This is a genomic window from Nesterenkonia lacusekhoensis, assembly GCF_017876395.1.
In the GTDB taxonomy this organism is placed as follows: Bacteria; Actinomycetota; Actinomycetes; order Actinomycetales; family Micrococcaceae; genus Nesterenkonia; species Nesterenkonia lacusekhoensis.
On record NZ_JAGINX010000001.1, the window covers coordinates 463,981 to 480,414 of the forward strand.

The window sequence follows — 16,434 nt, forward strand, 5'->3', positions numbered from 1 at the left end:
GAGTTTCTTCTGAGTTCACCTGCAGTCCGTTGCGGCGTCGTCCTCTGTATCCTTCCGGCGTGGAAGCTCGCAGACATGCCTGAGAACATCACTGCATCTCGTCCTGCCCTCATGCCGTCTGTCGGCACCGCGAGGCCGTCCCGGAGAAGTACGCGCGTGCTGCGCGGTCTGAGCTTCGCTGTGGCCGGAGGTCTCGCGCTGACCGCCTGTGGAGGCGACGGCGGGGAGGACGGCGTCACCGAGATCGACTTCTACTACCCCATCGCGGTGGGTGGCCCGTTGGAGTCGGTGATCGATGGATATATCGAGGACTTCAATGCCGAACACGACGACGTCGAGGTCACCCCGGTCTACTCTGGAGACTACGAACAGACCCTGGCCTCCGTGCAGTCCCAGGCACAGGCCGGAAACACCCCGGCCCTGACAGTGCTGGGTTCGAATGAGCTGCTGACCATCCACGAGGCCGGAGTGATCACCCCGATCGGCGAGATCGTCGACGACCCGGAGTGGTTCGACAGTTTCTACGAGCCGTTCATGGGGGATTCCACCCTGCCCGACGGCACAGTGGCTTCCATCCCGTTCCAGCGCTCCACGGTGGTCCAGTACTGGAACAAGGATCTCTTCGAGGAGGCCGGCCTGGATCCTGAGGCGGCACCGGAGACCTGGGAGGAGATGGTGGAGTTCGGCGAACAGGCTCAGGATCAGGCCGGAGCTGACTGGGGTGTGCAGATCCCCTCGACCACCTGGGGTGTCTGGATGCTGGAAGGGATGGTGATCCAGAACGGCTCCATGCTCTGGGACCCGGAGACTGGCACAGACGTGGCCTTCGACGACGAGGCCACCGTCTCCGCCCTGCAGAACTGGACGGATCTGCAGAATGAGGGCGTGGAGCCGCAGGGCACCGTGGACTGGGGCACGCTGCCCACTGAGTTCGCGAACGGTGGCACCGCCATCGCGTGGACCACCACTGGTCAGCTGAGCAACATCCGGCAGAGCGCCGACTTCGACTTCGGCGTCTCCCCGCTGCCGGCCCAGGAGCAAGCGGGATCACCCACCGGTGGCGGAAACCTCTACGTGATGGAGGGGATCTCTGAACAGGAGCAGGACGCGGCCGTGGAACTGGCCCGCTACCTCTCCAGCCCGGAGATCCAGTCCGATTGGGGCGTGGAGTCCGGCTATGTGGCCCCGCTGGATGAGGCCTGGGAGATGGAGCCGCTGACCGGATACGTCGAGGAGTTCCCGCAGGCCGGCGTCGCCCGGGATCAGCTGGATGTGGCAGAGCCCGAGTTCGGCACCTACCGCCGTCAGGAGGTCTTCGATGTGATGGCCAATGCCATCGAGGACGTCATGGGCGGTGCTGATGTCCAGGAGTCTCTGGAGCAGGCGCAGGAACGGGCGGACGAGATCCTGGAGGAGTATCGCTGAGTCTGCCCCGAGGTCCGGCGCAGTCGTTCGACCCCCGTTCATCAGGTCGAAACCCACCGGTCTCTTGGCCTAGGTACGTTCTGTCCCAGCACAGTCAGAAGTTGGGACAAAGCGTCCAGGAGGTTCCGTGTCGGCAGTCGATCTCACAGGGGTGCACAAAGCATTCCCAGGTAGGCGTGGGGAGCAGGTCGAGGTTCTTCGCGGCATCGACGTAGCAGTAGAGCAGGGGGAGTTCCTCGCCATCCTGGGGGCGTCGGGGTGCGGCAAGTCCACCCTGCTGCGGCTGATCTCCGGTTTGGAGATCGCCTCCGGGGGCATCATCGCCATCGACGGCGAGGAAGTGACCGGCACGCCGCCGGAGCAGCGCAGTCTCGCCATGGTGTTCCAGAACTACGCCCTCTTCCCGCACCTGAGCGTGAGGGAGAACGTGCTCTTCGGGCTGAAGTCCCGCGGAGAGTCCCGCGCGGTCCAGCGGGAACGACTGGCCGAGACTGCCGGGCTGCTCGGGTTGGAGGAGCTGCTCAACCGTCGCCCGGCCGAGCTCTCCGGCGGTCAGCGGCAGCGGGTCGCTCTGGCTCGGGCACTGGTCTCCGGCCAGCAGCTGATTCTCATGGATGAGCCGCTCAGCAACCTGGACGCCAAGCTTCGCGCGGAGATGCGGGTCGAGCTCAAGCGCATCCAGCGTCAGCTGGGTCTGACCATCATCTACGTCACCCATGACCAGGTCGAGGCTATGACCATGGCGGACCGGGTAATGATGCTCTCCCAAGGCCGCATCGAGCAGATCGCCACGCCGGAAGAGCTCTACCGCGCGCCGGCCACGACCACGGTGGCTCGATTCATCGGCTCGCCCCCGATGAACGTCCTTGAGGTCGATGCGCACCGGGCCTCCGTGCTGGGTGCCCCGGCAGCGATCGCTCGGGACGGGGGATCGGTGGGGATACGTGCCGAGCATCTGCGGGTGCTTCGGACGAAGGATCCGCAGAACGGCGGGATCAGTCTGGGCGAGGGGACGGTGGAGGTCAACGAGCTGTTGGGGGCGGACCGGATCCTGACCGTCTCTCTGGACGGGCAGCGTGTGCTGGTCCGCGCAGACCCGGAGCGTGACGTGGCCGTGGATTCGCCTGTGGAGCTGACCGCTCGACTCGAACACCTGCATTGGTACGACCGACAGACATCTGCACGCATCACGCCTGAGGGGACACGATGAACGAGCACACCGAGAACGCACCTATCGACAGCCACCGCACTCACCGCAGCACACGGACCCTGCACGGTCTGAGCCTGGCCGTCGTCGGCGGTCTGGCGCTGAGCGCCTGCGGAGGCGACGGCGGAGAGGACGGCGTCACCGAGATCGACTTCTACTATCCGATCGCCGTGGGCGGGCCCCTGGAATCTGTCATGGACGGCTATATCGAGGACTTCAACGCCGAACATGACGACATCGAGGTCACCCCGGTCTACTCCGGAGACTATGAACAGACATTGGCCTCCGTGCAGTCGGCGGCGCAGGCAGGGAACTCCCCGGCGGCGACTGTGCTGCTCTCTACCGACGTCCGATCCCTGGAGGATTCCGAGCTGATCACTCCCATCGGGGAAGTCGTTGAGGATCCGGAATGGTTCGACAGCTTCGATGAGGGTTTCATGGCCAACTCGACGTTGGACGACGGCACCGTGGCCTCCATTCCCTTCCAGCGCTCGACCATCGTCATGTACTGGAACAAGGAACTCTTCGAGGAGGCCGGGTTGGATCCTGAGACCGCTCCGGAGACCTGGGAGGAGATGGCGGAGGCCGGCCAACAGGTCCAGGACTCCACAGAGGCCTCGTGGGGTGTTCAGGTGCCCACGAGTTCCTGGCTCTTCGAGGCCATGGCCATCCAGAACGAGGTCCTGCTCGACGACGAGACCGGCACAGAGGTCCGCTTCGATGATCCCGGAACCGTCTCGGCCTTGGAGAACTGGACCCGGCTGCAGGAGGACGGGGTCCACCCTGCGGGCAACGTGGACTGGGGCACGGCTCCCACCGACTTCGCCAACGGCGATACAGCGGTTCTGTGGCACACCACCGGTTCGCTGACCCAGATCCAGGAGAACGCAGACTTCGACTTCGGCGTGGCTCCGCTGCCTGCCCAGCAGCAGCCTGGGGCTCCCACCGGAGGCGGGAACCTCTACATCATGGAGGGCATCTCGGAGGAGGAGCAGGACGCCGCCGTGGAACTCACCCGCTACCTCTCCAGCCCGGAGATCCAAGCGGACTGGACGGTTCAGTCCGGATACGTCCCACCTCAGCAGCAGGCGTGGGACGAGCAGGTCCTGGTCGACCACAGCGAGGAACTCCCACAGGTGCAGGCGCTGCAGGAGGCATCTGAGGAGGCCTACCGCGAGTACGCGCCGTATCGCCGTTCCGAGATCGTGGCCACGTTGGACAGCGCCTTGGAATCAGCGCTGGATGGCAGCAGCACACCGGAGCAGGCGCTCTCCGAGGCTCAGGACAGCTCTGATGACCTCCTCGAGGAGTATCGATGAGCGTGACCCAGGAGAACCCGGCGGCAGAGCGGGCGCTGGCCAAGCGTGCCCGCGGCGACGCGCTCTTCTCCTATGCCGCGCTCACGCCGGCCTTCATCATCCTGGTGGGGTTCACCGTGCTGCCCTTCCTGCTCTCGGCCTGGCGCAGCGTCCAGGGCCGCGGGGGCGAGCTCAGTGCGGAGAACTATCAGCGGATGCTCGACGACGGAGTCTTCCACCAGGTCATCACCAATCAGCTGATCTACACCCTGGTCACTGTGCCGATCACGATCGCGGTATCCCTGGGCCTGGCGGTTCTGGGTGCCAAAGTCGTCCGGGGCAGGGCCGTCGCCCGGGTCTCTTTCCTGGCACCGGCCATGCTGCCCACTGTGGCTGCGGGTGCCATCTGGCTGTACTTCTACCAGCCGAACTTCGGGACGCTCAACGCGGTGGCCGATGTCCTGGGTCTGCCCGGGATGAACTGGCTCGGCTCCTCGGAGACGGCGTTGGGCGCGATGATGGTGGTCGCGGTGTGGCAGCAGGCCGGCCTGTTCGTCATCTTCTACCTGGCCGCTCTGCTGAGTCAGGATCCTCAGCTGCGTGAGGCAGCGCGGATCGAAGGCACCCGGCCGTGGACCTTCTTCCGGAGGGTCACCTGGCCGCTGCTGATGCCCACCACACTGTTCGTGGGCGTGATCGCCACCTCAAACTCCTTCAAGCAGGTGGACCTGCTGTTCGTGATGACCCAGGGCGGGCCGAGCGACTCCACCAACCTGATGCTCTACTACGTCTGGCAGACCGCGTTCGGGCAGTTCCGTCAGGAGTACTCGGCTGCGATCACCGTGCTGCTGGTCGTCATTCTGATGGTCATCGCCATTGTGCAGATCCGTCTGCTGGACAAGAGGATCCATTACCGATGAGGGGACTGATGACAGAGAACGCACAGGCTTCCTGGGGCGATCGGGTCATGGTCGTCTTGGCCTGGGGAGCAGCCCTGGTGTGGGTGCTGCCGCTGCTGCTGGTGCTCATCATGGCCTTCCGCGAGTCGGCCACCGATCTGGACCTCTTCAGCGGGTGGACCCTGGAGAACATCACGTATGTGTGGGGCTCGGCGGACTTCGAGCTGTTCTTCCGCAACAGCTTCATCCTTGTGGTCGCGCTGACTCTGACTCAGATCGTCCTGGGCGTATTGGCGGCCTACGCCTTCGCGCGTTTCCGATTCCCGGGCCGCGATGTGCTGTTCTTCGTGGTGCTGGCCCAGCTGGTGATCTACCCGGAGATCATGATCTCGGAGAACTTCTTCATGGTCTCCCGCTTGGGGCTGGACGACACTCTCCTGGGAGTCGGACTTCCCTACGCCGCCAGCGCCTTTGCGATCTTCCTGCTGCGCCAGGCATTCCTCACTGTTCCCAAGGAGCTGGTCGAAGCCGCGGTCATGGAGGGTATGGGACGGCTTCGGGTGCTCTGGCGGGTCTATCTGCCGCTGTGCCGCTCGACGGTGGCGGCCTTCGCGATGGTCTCGGTCAGCTTCCACTGGAACAACTTCCTGTGGCCGATGATCTCCACCCGCACCAATGAGGCCCGCCCGGTCACGGTGGGTGTGGTGCGGTTCATGGCCCCGGAGTCCGGGATCGACTTCGCCGCTCTGACAGCGGGCACCTTCATCATCGTGACCCCGCTGCTGGTCTTCTTTGTGGTGATGCAGCGGCAGTTCGTGCAGAGCTTCATGCGGTCGGGGATCAAATGACGCCGGAACCTGAGAACGGTGCCTCCCTCAGGCTCCCCGTGGAGCTGTGCGAGGACCGCACCGGCAACCGATACCTGGGTGCCCCGGTCCCGCCCTCGGCGATGGCACCGTGGCGGGAGGCGTTCCGTGCTCAGGTGGGGGAGAAGCACGCCCGGCTCCTCGAGGATCATAAACGCACCCGCGACGGCGCGGTCTGGGACGAGCTGCCTGATCAGAGGCGTACCGCGAGTCCCGACGCCGATCTGGAGCATCACATCACACTGATCACCCCGCCGGAGCTGGAGCGGCTGGGCGACCTGCCGCCGCAGCTGCCCCAGACCGTGGAGGTCGAGCTGATCGGCCTGGGAAAGGTGCAGGACAGAGAGACTGAGTCCTGGTTCGTGGTGGCTGAGTCTGCTCAGGCCCAACAGGTCCGTCATCAGCTGGGATTTGGCCCGCACGCGCTGCATGTCACCCTGGGCTTCACCGCCCAGGACATCCACCACCTCCCCAAGGACCGCTCTGCCCTGGTGGCTGCCCAGGTGCGGGGGCCCGACGCCGGCGGCTTGGGCGAGACTGTTCGGCAGTCTCAGCCTGCGGCGGTGCCGCGCGTCTCGGTCCGGGGGCGGATCAGCGCCGGGCTGAGTGCCCTGCAGCCCAGCGAGCAGCGGGTGGCCCGCTTCGCAGTGGAGGAGCCTGAGCGGATCGTGGAGTCCACAGCCCAACAGCTGGCGGATCTGATCGGGGTGTCGCGGACCACGGTGGTGCGCACCTGCCGCAGTCTGGGATTCACCGGATATCCGCAGTTCCGAGTGGCTTTGGCCAGGGAGTCTCCGGCCGTCTCTGAGCCAACCGATGGGGAGACCGGCCTGCGGGCGGAGGCTCGGCGCATCACCGAGGGGCTCGACCATGCATTCGACGCGGTCCGGGAGGAGGACGTGGAACAGCTGGTGGACCGGATCGTCCAGGCGGGACGGGTCGTGGTGGTGGCCAACGGGCAGTCGGCCCCCTGCGCGATGGATCTGTCCCTGCGGCTGACAGCCGCCGGACGCCCCGCCGAGTTCCTCGCCGACGCCTTGGCCCAACAGGTGTCTGTGCGTCTGCTGGGGCAGCAGGATCTGTGCCTCGCCATCTCTTCCAGCGGAGCCAACGACATCACCCTGCGCTCGCTGCAGGCGGCCAGGGAGTCGTCGGCGCATCTGGTGCTGATGACCTCCCAGGAGGAGTCCCCGGGCGCTGAACTTACTGACAGCACTCTGCTGCTGGTGCCGCCGTCGTCGAGCTTCCTGGAGTCTCTGTACTCGCTGTCGAGGCTGCACTACACCGTGGCGGTGGAGGCTCTGGCTCAGCAGGTTCGCCTGCGGATCGGCCTGTCCGGTCAGCAGACGGTGGACGTGCTGGCGGAGAACATCGCCGACTGAACCGCGCCGAGGGCCGTGGCATACTGCGAACCATGGCACATATCCTCAGCGTCGCCGGAGCGACGCCGCGCATCGGCCAGGGTGTCTTCCTGGCACCCACCGCGAGCATCACCGGAGACGTGGTCATGCACGACGACTCCTCTGCGTTCTACGGCGTCTCGGTGCGCGGAGACACCGACGCCGTCGAGGTGGGGGAGGGCACCAATCTTCAGGACAACGTGGTGCTCCACACCGAGGCTGGGGCGCCCACGGTGCTGGGCCGGCACGTCTCCGTGGGACACAACGCGGTGGTCCACGGCGCCCGGGTGGGTGACCACTGCCTGATCGGCATGTCGGCCACCGTGCTGAACCGGGCAGTGATCGGGGAGGAGTCGCTGATCGCCGCCGGGGCACTGGTCACTCAGGGGATGGAGATCCCGCCGCGCTCGCTGGTGGCAGGGGTGCCGGCAAAAGTCCGGCGTGAGCTGACCGAGGATGAGGTCGCCCATCTGCATCGCAACGCACAGACCTATCTGCGCCTGAAGGAGGAGCACCTCCGTGCCGAGGAGGCCTGACGACCGCCCCGGCGCAGGGCCCGTACCCGGCAGCTCCTCACCCCGGCAGCGCCTCACTCCGGCAGCGCCTCACTCCCAGCGGAACAGTGCTGCGGCGACGCCGGCTCCCACGACGGCCGATCCGCCCAGCACCAGCCAGTTCTGAGCCTCCACGGTCTCACCCAACCAGGCTGATTGGAACGCCTCGACCGAGGCGCCGAAGGGCAGCCACGAACCCAGGGTCTGCAGAGCGTCCGGCAGGTTCTCGGCCGGGCCGAACATGCCACCCAGGGCGGCGATGCCGAAGAAGACCACCAGCCCGATCGCAACAGACGAGTTGGGAGTCGGAGCGATGGAGGCGACGATCATGCCGAGCCCGTACATCGCCGCACAGCAGGCCAGCAGAACGCCGAGACCGGTGAGCGGGGACAGCGGCAGGTCCGCGTCGAAGAAGATCATCGCGACCGCGAAGGCCAAACTGATCCCCAGGATGACCTGGATGAAGCTGACCACCATCTGGGCCACCAGCACCATGGCCGGAGAGGCAGGCGTGACGGCCAGTCGTCGCAGCAGCTTGGTCTTGCGGTAGGTGGCCAGGAAGCTGGGCATGTTGATCACCGCGATCGTGGCCACCACCATGCTGATCACCACCGGGAGGGCGTAGTAGGAGAAGACGGTGACGCCCTCAGCGATTTCCTGTCCCCTCTCCTCGATGGAGATGCCCTGCATCACCAGGATCAGCATCGGAAGCCCCAGCGGGACGATGAGCCCGGCATAGTCGCGGATCACCATCTTCGCTTCGGCGCCGATCAGCTTCGTCCAGGCCCTCATCCCGGGCTTGCGCACATCAACGGTGGTCTCAGACATGATCAGGCGTCCTCCTCGTCGTCGTGGACATCTCTGCCGGTCAGAGAGACGAAGGCGTCCTCCAGGGTCGGAGCACCGGCCTGCTCTCTGAGGTCGTGCGGACTGCCCTGGGCGATGACCCGCCCCTCGTCGATCAGCGCGACCCGGTCGCAGAGCCGCTCCACCTCGTCCATGGCATGGCTGACCAGGATCACCGTCTGGTCGGTCAGCGACTCGATGGTTCCCCAGACCCGACGCCGGGCCTTCGGATCCAGCCCGGTGGTCAGCTCGTCGAGGATCACCACCCGGGGCTGCCCGATCAGCGCCAAGGCGATGGAGAGCCGCTGCATCTGGCCTCCGGAGAGGTCGTCGAACTTCGTCTTATGCTTCTCCGTCAGCTCCACCATCGACAGCGCCTTCTCAGTGCTCAGCGGGTCGGGGTAGAAGCTGCGGTAGAGATCCACCAGCTCGCGGCAGGTCAGCGAACCATGCAGATACGCCTGCTGCAGCTGCACTCCTAGGATCTGTCTGACCTGGGCCCGGTCGGTGAACGGGTCGAGTCCCAGGATCCGCACCGACCCCTCCGAGGGGCGGCGCAGTCCGGCGATCATCTCCACGGTGGTGGTCTTGCCGGCGCCGTTGGTGCCCAGGATCCCGAAGGTCTCGCCCGCACCGATCTCCAGGCTGATCCCGTCCACCGCTGTCTTGTGCTTATATCTCTTGACCAGATGCTGAACATCGATGGCCGGTCGCGGAGTCTGCTGTGTCATAGCTCCACTCTCGCGGGCCGCAGGCGGGCGCACAGGTGCCGCTGGTCATCAGTGCCGCCATGACTTTCGGCACCGGTGCCATGTGTGAGCTTTCAGTAGGCTGAACACCTATGGACCAGCACCAGACCTCGGCAGCGGGGCAGCGGATGAGAGCCGGGCAGCGCCGGTTCGCCGAGCAGTACTCAGGCGCTGCCATCCTGGTCCTCTGCCTCGGCTTGGGTGCTGTGCTCTTCTTCGCCGGGGAAGAGACCTCTATACCGGGAGTTCTGTGGCTGACCCTCCTGCTGGTCTGCGTGGCGGGACTGTTCGTCGCTGGAGACCCCAACCGGTCCCGCCGTCGGGCAACGGCCGCCTACTCAGTCTCAGTGGTGTCTTCCTGGGTCCTGATCGCCAGTCTGCCAGCGCAGAACTTCGGCATGCTGGTGGTGCTGCTGGTGGTCGTCGCCGCAGTGGGAAGCTACGTGCTGCCGCTCTGGGCCACCGGGGCTGTGATCGCCCTGAACATGACCGTCGTGCTCATCATGTTCCTGGTCCATGATGCGCCGCTGGCGGATCTGGGCGTCGGTGTCATCTTCTACACGATCATTCATATCGCGGCAGTGTTGAGCACCTACGCGCTCTACCGGGAGTCAGTGCTGCGGGCCGAACTGGAGGAGAAGAACGTGGAGCTGGAGACCGCCGGAGTGCTGCTGGAAGACTCGGCCAAGGCGGCGGAACGGCTGCGCATCTCCCGAGAGCTCCACGACGCCGTCGGCCACCAGCTCACGGTGCTGAACCTGGAGTTGGAGGCCGCCGTGCACCGCGTGGAACAGACCTCTGCGGGCAGGGACCATATTCAGCGCGCCCAGCAGGTGGCCAAGGATCTGCTGGCCGAGGTCCGCGGCACAGTCGGCGAGCTGCGACGCCGCAGCCCCGGGGACCTGCAGGCCCACCTGCGCCGACTCGCCGCCGCGGTCCCGTCGATGGACATCTACGTGGAGGTCGGAACCGAGCAGCTGCCCGAACTGGACGAACAGCGCCAGGAGGCTCTGCTGCGCGCGGCCCAGGAGATCATCACCAATGCGGTCCGGCATGCCGAGGCCCAGGAGCTTGCACTGACGCTGAGCCTGGAGCAGGGCGAGATCGTGCTGCGCGGCACCGACGACGGCTTCCCGCCCAAGACCATCACCTTCGGCAACGGCCTCTCCGGACTCCAGGAGAGGGTCCGCCTGCTGGGCGGAGAGCTGCAGGTGACCACTCGGCCCGCATTCACCGTGGAGGTGAGGCTGCCATGACCGACGCCGCTGAGCCGGACCCCGTCGCCGGCCCGCGGGTGCTCGTCGTCGACGACCAGACTCTGGTGCGTCAGGGGATCCGCACTCTGCTGGAGCTCGGCGGCATCACCGTGGTGGCTGAGTCGGGCGACGGCGCGGAGGCGCTCGCCGTGCTGCGGGAGGCGGAGTCGGTGCCCGACGTCGTGCTGTTGGATCTGCGGATGCCGCAGTATGACGGGATCTGGCTGCTGCACCGGCTTCAGGAGGTCGGAGCACCGTTGGACGGCATCCCGGTGCTGGTGCTGACCACCTTCGACGATGACACGCTGGTCCTGGAGGCTCTGCGCGCCGGGGCTCGGGGCTATCTGCTCAAAGATGTCACCGTCGATCAGCTGTCTCAGGCCGTGCACACCTTGGCTGAGGGTGGGACGCTCATCGCTCCGTCCATCACCGACCGGCTGCTGCGGGCCATCAAGAGCTCTGCCGAACCCAGCGGCACCCAGGGCACCGTGGTCGAGCAGCTCACCGACCGGGAGATCGAAGTGTTGCGCCTGGTGGCCGAAGGGTACTCCAACCGCCAGATCGCCTCTCTGGTGCGCCTGGCCGAGGGCACAGTGAAGAACCATCTCTCCTCGATCCTCACCAAGCTCGGCGCCCGAGACCGCACCAACGCCGTGCTGCGCGCCATCCGGGAAGGGATCCTCGGCTGAGCATCGTCTGCTGAGAAACATCCAGCGGATTTCCAGGTTCCTCTCAGTAGGCTGGGTTCTGTGAGTGCATGACCAGACGAAGAAGAGGGTGACTGACTGATGACGGCTATCGGCTTCCACGCCTCCCATGAGCAGATCGCGCCGTCGCAGCTGCTCAAGGACGTGGTCCAGGCGGAGCAGGCGGGATTCGACGCCGCCATGTGCTCCGATCACTTCATGCCCTGGTCTCAGCGGCAGGGGCATTCCGGCTTCGCCTCCTCCTGGCTGGGAGCCGCGCTGGCATCCACTGAGTTCAACATCGGCTCGGTCATCGCCCCGGGCCAGCGCTACCACCCGGCCGTGGTCGCCCAGGCCACGGCCACGCTGGGTGAGATGTTCCCCGGCCGGTACTGGGCCGCCCTGGGCGCCGGTCAGGCGATGAACGAGCACGTCACCGGGGACCGGTGGCCGGACCATCAGACCCGACGACGCCGGCTCGAGGAGTCCGCGGACATCATCCGTCGGCTCCATCGCGGTGAGACGGTCAGCCGTTCCGGACTGGTCGAGGTGGACACCGCCTATCTCTATGACCGGCCGGCCGACCCCATCCCCACCTACGGCGCCTGCATCACCCCGGCCTCGGCGCAGCGTGCCGCCGTCTGGGCCGACGGCATCATCACGCTGAACCAGCCCGGCGGTCAGCACCATGAGGTCCGGAAGGCCTACCGAGAGGCCGGGGGCACCGGACCGGTGATGCTGCAGGCCCATCTGAGCTGGGCGCCGACTCGTGCTCGGGCCGAGGAGATCGCCTACGACCAGTGGCGCACCAACGTCTTCGGTCCGCCCCTGGACCAGGACCTGCCCACGCCCGAGCACTTCGACTCCGCCGCCGCGGAGGTCGGGCTCCAGACGGTGCTGGATGCGGTGTGGACCTCAGAGTCTGCCCAGCAGCACATCGAATGGATCGTCCAGGCCGCCGAGGACTTCGACGCCGTCTACCTCCACCATGTGGGCCAGGAGCAGGCGCCCTGGCTGGAGGTCGCCGCCGAGACCATCCTGCCCGCCGTGAACGAGGAGCTGAACTGATGCGCATCACCGAGACCGCAGATCTCTGGTATAAGAACGCCGTGGTCTACTGCATCGATCTGGAGACCTATCTGGATTCCGACGGTGACGGCATCGGTGACCTCCACGGACTCACCCAACGGATCGACTATCTGGCCGAGATCGGGGTGAACTGCATCTGGCTGATGCCCTTCTACCCCTCGCCGCGGCGGGACAACGGATATGACATCGCGGACTTCTACGGGGTGGACAGTCGTCACGGCAATCACGGGGACTTCGTCGAGCTGGTCCGTCTGGCCCATGATCGCGGCATCCGGGTGATCGTGGACCTGGTCATCAATCACACCAGCGACCAGCATCCCTGGTTCCGGAAGTCCCGGGCCTCCACGAAGAATCCGTACCGCGACTACTACGTCTGGCGCAGCGAAGAGCCCGGTGACACCTCTGATGAGACCATGTTCCCGGAGTCGGAGGGCGGGATCTGGACCTTCGATGACAAGACCGACGAGTGGTACCTCCACCATTTCCTGCACACTCAGCCGGATCTGAACACCGCCAACCCTGCTGTGCGCGACGAGATCGCCAAGATCATGGGCTTCTGGCTGCAGGTGGGTGTGGACGGCTTCCGGGTGGACGCTGTGCCCTTCGCCATCAACCAGTCCACCTTCGAAGGCCGGGACGAACATGATCTCGATGAGCCTCATGACTACCTGCGTGCCCTGCGGGCGTTCCTGCAGCGGAGGTCCTCCGGGCACGGTTCGGCGATCATGCTGGGGGAGGTGAATCTGCCCCACGATGAGCAGGTCACCTTCTTCGGCGGCGAGGACGGCGATCAGCTGACCATGCAGTTTGACTTCTTCACCAACCAGCGGCTCTTCCTGGCTCTGGCGCGCCAGGATGCCGCTCCGTTGGCCGACGCGCTGGCCTCGCGTCCGCAGAACCTGAACGTGGAGACCCAGTACGCCAACTTTCTGCGCAACCACGACGAACTGACCTTGGACCTGCTCGAGGAGCACGAGAGCCAGGAGGTGCTCGACGCCTTCGCTCCCAAGGAGGAGCACCGCTTCGCCGGGCGCGGCATCCGGCGTCGTCTGCCGGGCATGTTCGAAGGTGACCCGCGTCGGCTGAAGATGGCCTATTCGCTGCTCTTCTCTCTGCCGGGGACCCCGGTGCTCTTCTACGGGGAGGAGATCGGCATGGGGGAGAACCTGGAGGTCCCCGGTCGGGAAGCGGTGCGGACCCCTATGCAGTGGTCAGATGCCAAGAACGGCGGCTTCTCCCCGGCCAAGCCCTCCCAGCTGGCCCGCGCTGTGGCGGAGGGCCCTTACGCTCCGGAGCACATCAACGCCGCCGAGGCCCGTCGTGACCAGGACTCCCTGCTCCACCACGTCACACGCCTGGCCAAGCGCTACCGCGAGTCCCCCGAGATCGGCTGGGGCACCTTCGAAGTCCTCGAACAGGAGCATGACCAGGTCATGGCTCACCGGGTCACCTGGGAGGAGCGTTCCATGGTGCTGCTGCACAACCTGGGCTCCGAGCCGGTCACGGTGAGCGTCGCGCTCAAGGATGAGGAGGTCGGCGCCGAGCTGATCGATCTGCTCGACGAGGTCTCCTGCGCTCTGGACAGCGACCACGCCGCCGAGGTCCCGTTGGAGGGCTACGGCTACCGCTGGCTGCGCATCCGTCGCGACGGCGACCCGCGGCTGGTCTGAGCCTCGCGGCGGGGCGCCTGGCGGGCAGTGTGCTCGGTCGGCGTGGTGCCGACGGTGCGGAGATTCCCAGGGAACCTCTGCAAGACTGGAGGAATGATGAATGTCAACACTGCCGGGTCCCGGTCTGCCCTGCTCAAGCCGGTCGGGCTGGCCGCCGCCGGGCTCCTGATCCTGACTGCCTGTGACAACCCGTTCGACGCCGAGTCAGGAGACTCCGCCTCGGAGACCCACCAACCTGTGGAGGGCGCAGAGGGAACAGAGGCTGAGACCGGTGCTCAGGAGGCTCCCGAGGAGGCGCCCACCTTCGGTGAGATCCAGGACGAGATGTGGGAGGCCATGCAGGCCGCCGACTCAGTCACCATCGAGGGAGAGGTCCAGGCGGAGGAAGCCGATCTGGACGAGCTCTTCGACGGCATCGATGAGGACGCTGTCGGCGACATCCGCATTTCCGGTTCCTTGGACGGCGACGATGCTGAGATGAGCTACAGCGCCGGCGAGGGCAACACCTTCACCCAGCGCACCGTGGAGGGGACCGAGTACTTCCGCGGCGAGGACTTCGGCACTCTGCTGCTGGCTGAGCTGGACGAGGAGGTCGCCGACGCCGTGGACGAGGACTTCCTCAACAGTGTCATGGAGGACCAGTGGGTGGAGTTCCCGGCTGAGGACGGCGGGGGCGCCTACTCCGCGGAGGACATCTTCGCCGAATGGCAGTCCGACCTGGAGAGAGAGGACCTCGACAGGCTGACCGGCGAGGTTGAGGAGCGCGACGGCCAGCAAGTCTTCGTCTATACCGCCGAGGACGACGACAGCCGCGAGTATGTGGTGGCGGCTCAGGGAGATCCCTACCTGGTGGCTTGGCAGGATGAGCAGAGCCGGTACTCGTTCTCCGAGTGGGATGAGGCCGAGGAGCCCGAGGTGCCGGAGAACATCATCACCATCGATGAGATCTTCGAGGCTGTGGCCGAGGAGCAGGGTTGGCCGATCGATGATATCGACGATGTCGATGACGTCGAAGCCGATGACGACGCCCCCGATGGGCAGTGAGGAACATCCCGAGCGAGGAGGAACGATGAAGAAGCGCACCGTGAACCGCAGGATCTCTCAGGCCACGGGGCTGGTCGGCATCGGGATGCTGACTCTGACCGGCTGTGTAGGGGTGGACGATCAGGAGGCTGCGGACGCGGGCTACGACGACGCCGATCAGGATGAGGGCGGCGCCGAGGGCGAAGCTGAGGGTCCGGACTCAGACGCTGCGGAGACGGACGCCTCCGAATCGGATGACACGGATTCGGATGATACGGAATCGGATCAGGGCGAGGAGGGTCAGAACGAGGAAGGCCTGGACGATGAGGGCGACGACCTCGCCGCCGGTGAGGCTCCTGCCCTGGAGGACATCGAGGATGAGCTCTGGGACTCCTCCCTGGACCAGGAGTCGGTGACCCTCCACGTCGTTCAGCAGCAGCCTGAGGAGGACTTCGGCGACCGCGAAGACAACGGACTGCTCGGCCTGACCCCGCAGGCCGATGACGACGACGGCTCCGATCAGGACGGCGACGAGGACTCGGACCGGGACGACGAGGACTCGGACCGGGACGACGAAGACGCTATGGCTCGGTACGAGCTGGTCTACACCGGTGACCTGACGGGCGCGGGGTCCTCCGTGGAGTATGACTACGGCGAGGTCGACGGCGTCGAGCATCAGGGAGAGATCCTCTCCTTCGAGGACAGCGCCTTCCAGAGCGCCGACAGCTTCATCAGCGATCTGCTGCTGAGCGCTCCTGAGGACATCGAGCTACCCGAACAGGACGAGATCGAGGAAGCGGTCGACCGCGAGTGGATCGATCACACAGATTTCGAGATCCAGATGAACCACACCGCCGAGCAGTACCTCGAGGAGCTGCAGGACAGCACGGAGATGCTTCTGCTGGAAGACTCTCTGGCGGATCTGGATGCTGAGGCCAGCGAAGGCACCCACGACGGCCAGGACGTCTGGATCTATGAGACTGAGGACGTGGAGATCGTCGTGCTCGCCGATGAAGAGGAGCCGCTGCTGCTCGTCATGGACATCGACACCCAGGGCATCGAATCCACCATCGAGTTCACCGAGTGGAATGAGTCCGAGGGCCCCGAAGCGCCGGAGGACGACGAGGTCTACAGCGCCGAAGAGACCATGGAGATCGTCGAGGAGCTCTGAACGGTCCCGTCCCACCGCGAGGAAAGAGGCGTCACATGTCCGGATGGCTGGTCCGTCCGGAACCCCCAGGAGAATGTCCAGGTTCTGCCCAGGGAATCGGCGGACATCGGCGTCGCCTGAATGCCGGATCAATGCTGGCTATGAGTTTCGGGGAGAAGCCTTTTCAGGCCTTCTCTCCCACGCAGGAATAAGGTGATGATGGTCTCAGACCGCCCAGAGGAGATCGGATGTTGGGCGGATCTGCAGCGGAAAGTCCGCACGGCATCATACGATGCGCACCCACGGAGGTACTTAA

15 protein-coding genes are annotated in these 16,434 nt (G+C 65.7%); 13 read left to right on the forward strand and 2 right to left on the reverse strand.

Going from position 1 to position 16,434, the window contains the following annotated elements:
* The first annotated feature begins 156 nt into the window (after positions 1-156).
* The 7 genes from JOF45_RS02275 to JOF45_RS02305 all read left to right on the forward strand — a co-directional run bounded on the left by JOF45_RS02275 (position 157) and on the right by JOF45_RS02305 (position 7,631).
* Complete coding sequence (locus JOF45_RS02275; protein WP_210047599.1) at positions 157-1,425, forward strand: ABC transporter substrate-binding protein; 1,269 nt, start codon at positions 157-159, stop codon at positions 1,423-1,425.
* 127 nt (positions 1,426-1,552) lie between these two features.
* Positions 1,553-2,635, forward strand: a complete 1,083-nt coding sequence (locus JOF45_RS13580) for an ABC transporter ATP-binding protein (protein WP_210047600.1) — start codon at positions 1,553-1,555, stop codon at positions 2,633-2,635.
* Positions 2,632-3,951, forward strand: coding sequence for an ABC transporter substrate-binding protein (locus tag JOF45_RS02285; protein WP_210047601.1), 1,320 nt, complete (start codon positions 2,632-2,634; stop codon positions 3,949-3,951). The genes JOF45_RS13580 and JOF45_RS02285 overlap by 4 nt, the downstream gene beginning before the upstream one ends.
* A complete protein-coding gene (locus JOF45_RS02290; RefSeq protein ID WP_210047602.1) occupies positions 3,948-4,850 on the forward strand; it encodes a carbohydrate ABC transporter permease in 903 nt (300 codons plus the stop codon). Before JOF45_RS02285 ends, JOF45_RS02290 begins: the two co-directional genes overlap by 4 nt.
* An 8-nt stretch (positions 4,851-4,858) precedes the next feature.
* Entirely contained in the window at positions 4,859-5,677 is an 819-nt protein-coding gene (locus JOF45_RS02295; protein WP_210047603.1) for a carbohydrate ABC transporter permease, read from the forward strand.
* Positions 5,674-7,077, forward strand: coding sequence for a MurR/RpiR family transcriptional regulator (locus JOF45_RS02300; protein ID WP_210047604.1), 1,404 nt, complete (start codon positions 5,674-5,676; stop codon positions 7,075-7,077). The genes JOF45_RS02295 and JOF45_RS02300 overlap by 4 nt, the downstream gene beginning before the upstream one ends.
* Before the next feature lie 32 nt (positions 7,078-7,109).
* Positions 7,110-7,631, forward strand: a complete 522-nt coding sequence (locus JOF45_RS02305; RefSeq protein ID WP_210047605.1) for a gamma carbonic anhydrase family protein — start codon at positions 7,110-7,112, stop codon at positions 7,629-7,631.
* A gap of 69 nt (positions 7,632-7,700) precedes the next feature.
* Here the strand turns inward: JOF45_RS02305 and JOF45_RS02310 are convergent, their stop codons facing one another.
* Positions 7,701-8,477, reverse strand: coding sequence for an ABC transporter permease (locus JOF45_RS02310; protein ID WP_210047606.1), 777 nt, complete (start codon positions 8,475-8,477; stop codon positions 7,701-7,703).
* A 2-nt stretch (positions 8,478-8,479) separates the two neighbouring features.
* Positions 8,480-9,226, reverse strand: coding sequence for an ABC transporter ATP-binding protein (locus JOF45_RS02315; RefSeq protein WP_210047607.1), 747 nt, complete (start codon positions 9,224-9,226; stop codon positions 8,480-8,482).
* Positions 9,227-9,336: 110 nt separating this feature from the next.
* Here JOF45_RS02315 and JOF45_RS02320 point away from each other — a divergent pair, with 110 nt between their 5' ends.
* The 6 genes from JOF45_RS02320 (at position 9,337) to JOF45_RS02345 (ending at position 16,139) form a co-directional block, all read left to right on the forward strand.
* Positions 9,337-10,500 carry a sensor histidine kinase gene (locus JOF45_RS02320; protein ID WP_210047608.1) on the forward strand — a complete coding sequence of 388 codons (1,164 nt, stop codon included), beginning with the start codon at positions 9,337-9,339 and terminating at the stop codon, positions 10,498-10,500.
* Entirely contained in the window at positions 10,497-11,189 is a 693-nt protein-coding gene (locus tag JOF45_RS02325; RefSeq protein ID WP_210047609.1) for a response regulator, read from the forward strand. Before JOF45_RS02320 ends, JOF45_RS02325 begins: the two co-directional genes overlap by 4 nt.
* A gap of 99 nt (positions 11,190-11,288) precedes the next feature.
* Positions 11,289-12,254, forward strand: a complete 966-nt coding sequence (locus tag JOF45_RS02330; protein WP_210047610.1) for a TIGR03885 family FMN-dependent LLM class oxidoreductase — start codon at positions 11,289-11,291, stop codon at positions 12,252-12,254.
* Entirely contained in the window at positions 12,254-13,945 is a 1,692-nt protein-coding gene (locus JOF45_RS02335; RefSeq protein WP_210047611.1) for an alpha-amylase family protein, read from the forward strand. The genes JOF45_RS02330 and JOF45_RS02335 overlap by 1 nt, the downstream gene beginning before the upstream one ends.
* A gap of 96 nt (positions 13,946-14,041) precedes the next feature.
* Positions 14,042-14,989 (forward strand): hypothetical protein, encoded by a 948-nt coding sequence (locus JOF45_RS02340; RefSeq protein WP_210047612.1) that lies wholly within the window; start codon positions 14,042-14,044, stop codon positions 14,987-14,989.
* A 25-nt stretch (positions 14,990-15,014) separates the two neighbouring features.
* On the forward strand, positions 15,015-16,139 hold the full coding sequence (locus JOF45_RS02345) for a hypothetical protein (protein WP_210047613.1): 1,125 nt from the start codon (positions 15,015-15,017) through the stop codon (positions 16,137-16,139).
* The last annotated feature ends 295 nt before the right edge of the window (positions 16,140-16,434 follow it).

What these genes read in the sequence shown, in the direction of transcription:
- JOF45_RS02310 (WP_210047606.1), bottom strand. Translation starts at nt 8,477, where the DNA reads ATGTCTGAGACCACCGTTGATGTGCGCAAGCCCGGGATGAGGGCCTGG.
- JOF45_RS02325 (WP_210047609.1), top strand. Translation starts at nt 10,497, where the DNA reads ATGACCGACGCCGCTGAGCCGGACCCCGTCGCCGGCCCGCGGGTGCTC.
- JOF45_RS02335 (WP_210047611.1), top strand. Translation starts at nt 12,254, where the DNA reads ATGCGCATCACCGAGACCGCAGATCTCTGGTATAAGAACGCCGTGGTC.
- JOF45_RS02290 (WP_210047602.1), top strand. Translation starts at nt 3,948, where the DNA reads ATGAGCGTGACCCAGGAGAACCCGGCGGCAGAGCGGGCGCTGGCCAAG.
- JOF45_RS02300 (WP_210047604.1), top strand. Translation starts at nt 5,674, where the DNA reads ATGACGCCGGAACCTGAGAACGGTGCCTCCCTCAGGCTCCCCGTGGAG.
- JOF45_RS02345 (WP_210047613.1), top strand. Translation starts at nt 15,015, where the DNA reads ATGAAGAAGCGCACCGTGAACCGCAGGATCTCTCAGGCCACGGGGCTG.
- JOF45_RS02295 (WP_210047603.1), top strand. Translation starts at nt 4,859, where the DNA reads ATGACAGAGAACGCACAGGCTTCCTGGGGCGATCGGGTCATGGTCGTC.
- JOF45_RS02340 (WP_210047612.1), top strand. Translation starts at nt 14,042, where the DNA reads ATGAATGTCAACACTGCCGGGTCCCGGTCTGCCCTGCTCAAGCCGGTC.
- JOF45_RS02305 (WP_210047605.1), top strand. Translation starts at nt 7,110, where the DNA reads ATGGCACATATCCTCAGCGTCGCCGGAGCGACGCCGCGCATCGGCCAG.
- JOF45_RS02285 (WP_210047601.1), top strand. Translation starts at nt 2,632, where the DNA reads ATGAACGAGCACACCGAGAACGCACCTATCGACAGCCACCGCACTCAC.
- JOF45_RS02330 (WP_210047610.1), top strand. Translation starts at nt 11,289, where the DNA reads ATGACGGCTATCGGCTTCCACGCCTCCCATGAGCAGATCGCGCCGTCG.
- JOF45_RS02315 (WP_210047607.1), bottom strand. Translation starts at nt 9,226, where the DNA reads ATGACACAGCAGACTCCGCGACCGGCCATCGATGTTCAGCATCTGGTC.
- JOF45_RS02320 (WP_210047608.1), top strand. Translation starts at nt 9,337, where the DNA reads ATGGACCAGCACCAGACCTCGGCAGCGGGGCAGCGGATGAGAGCCGGG.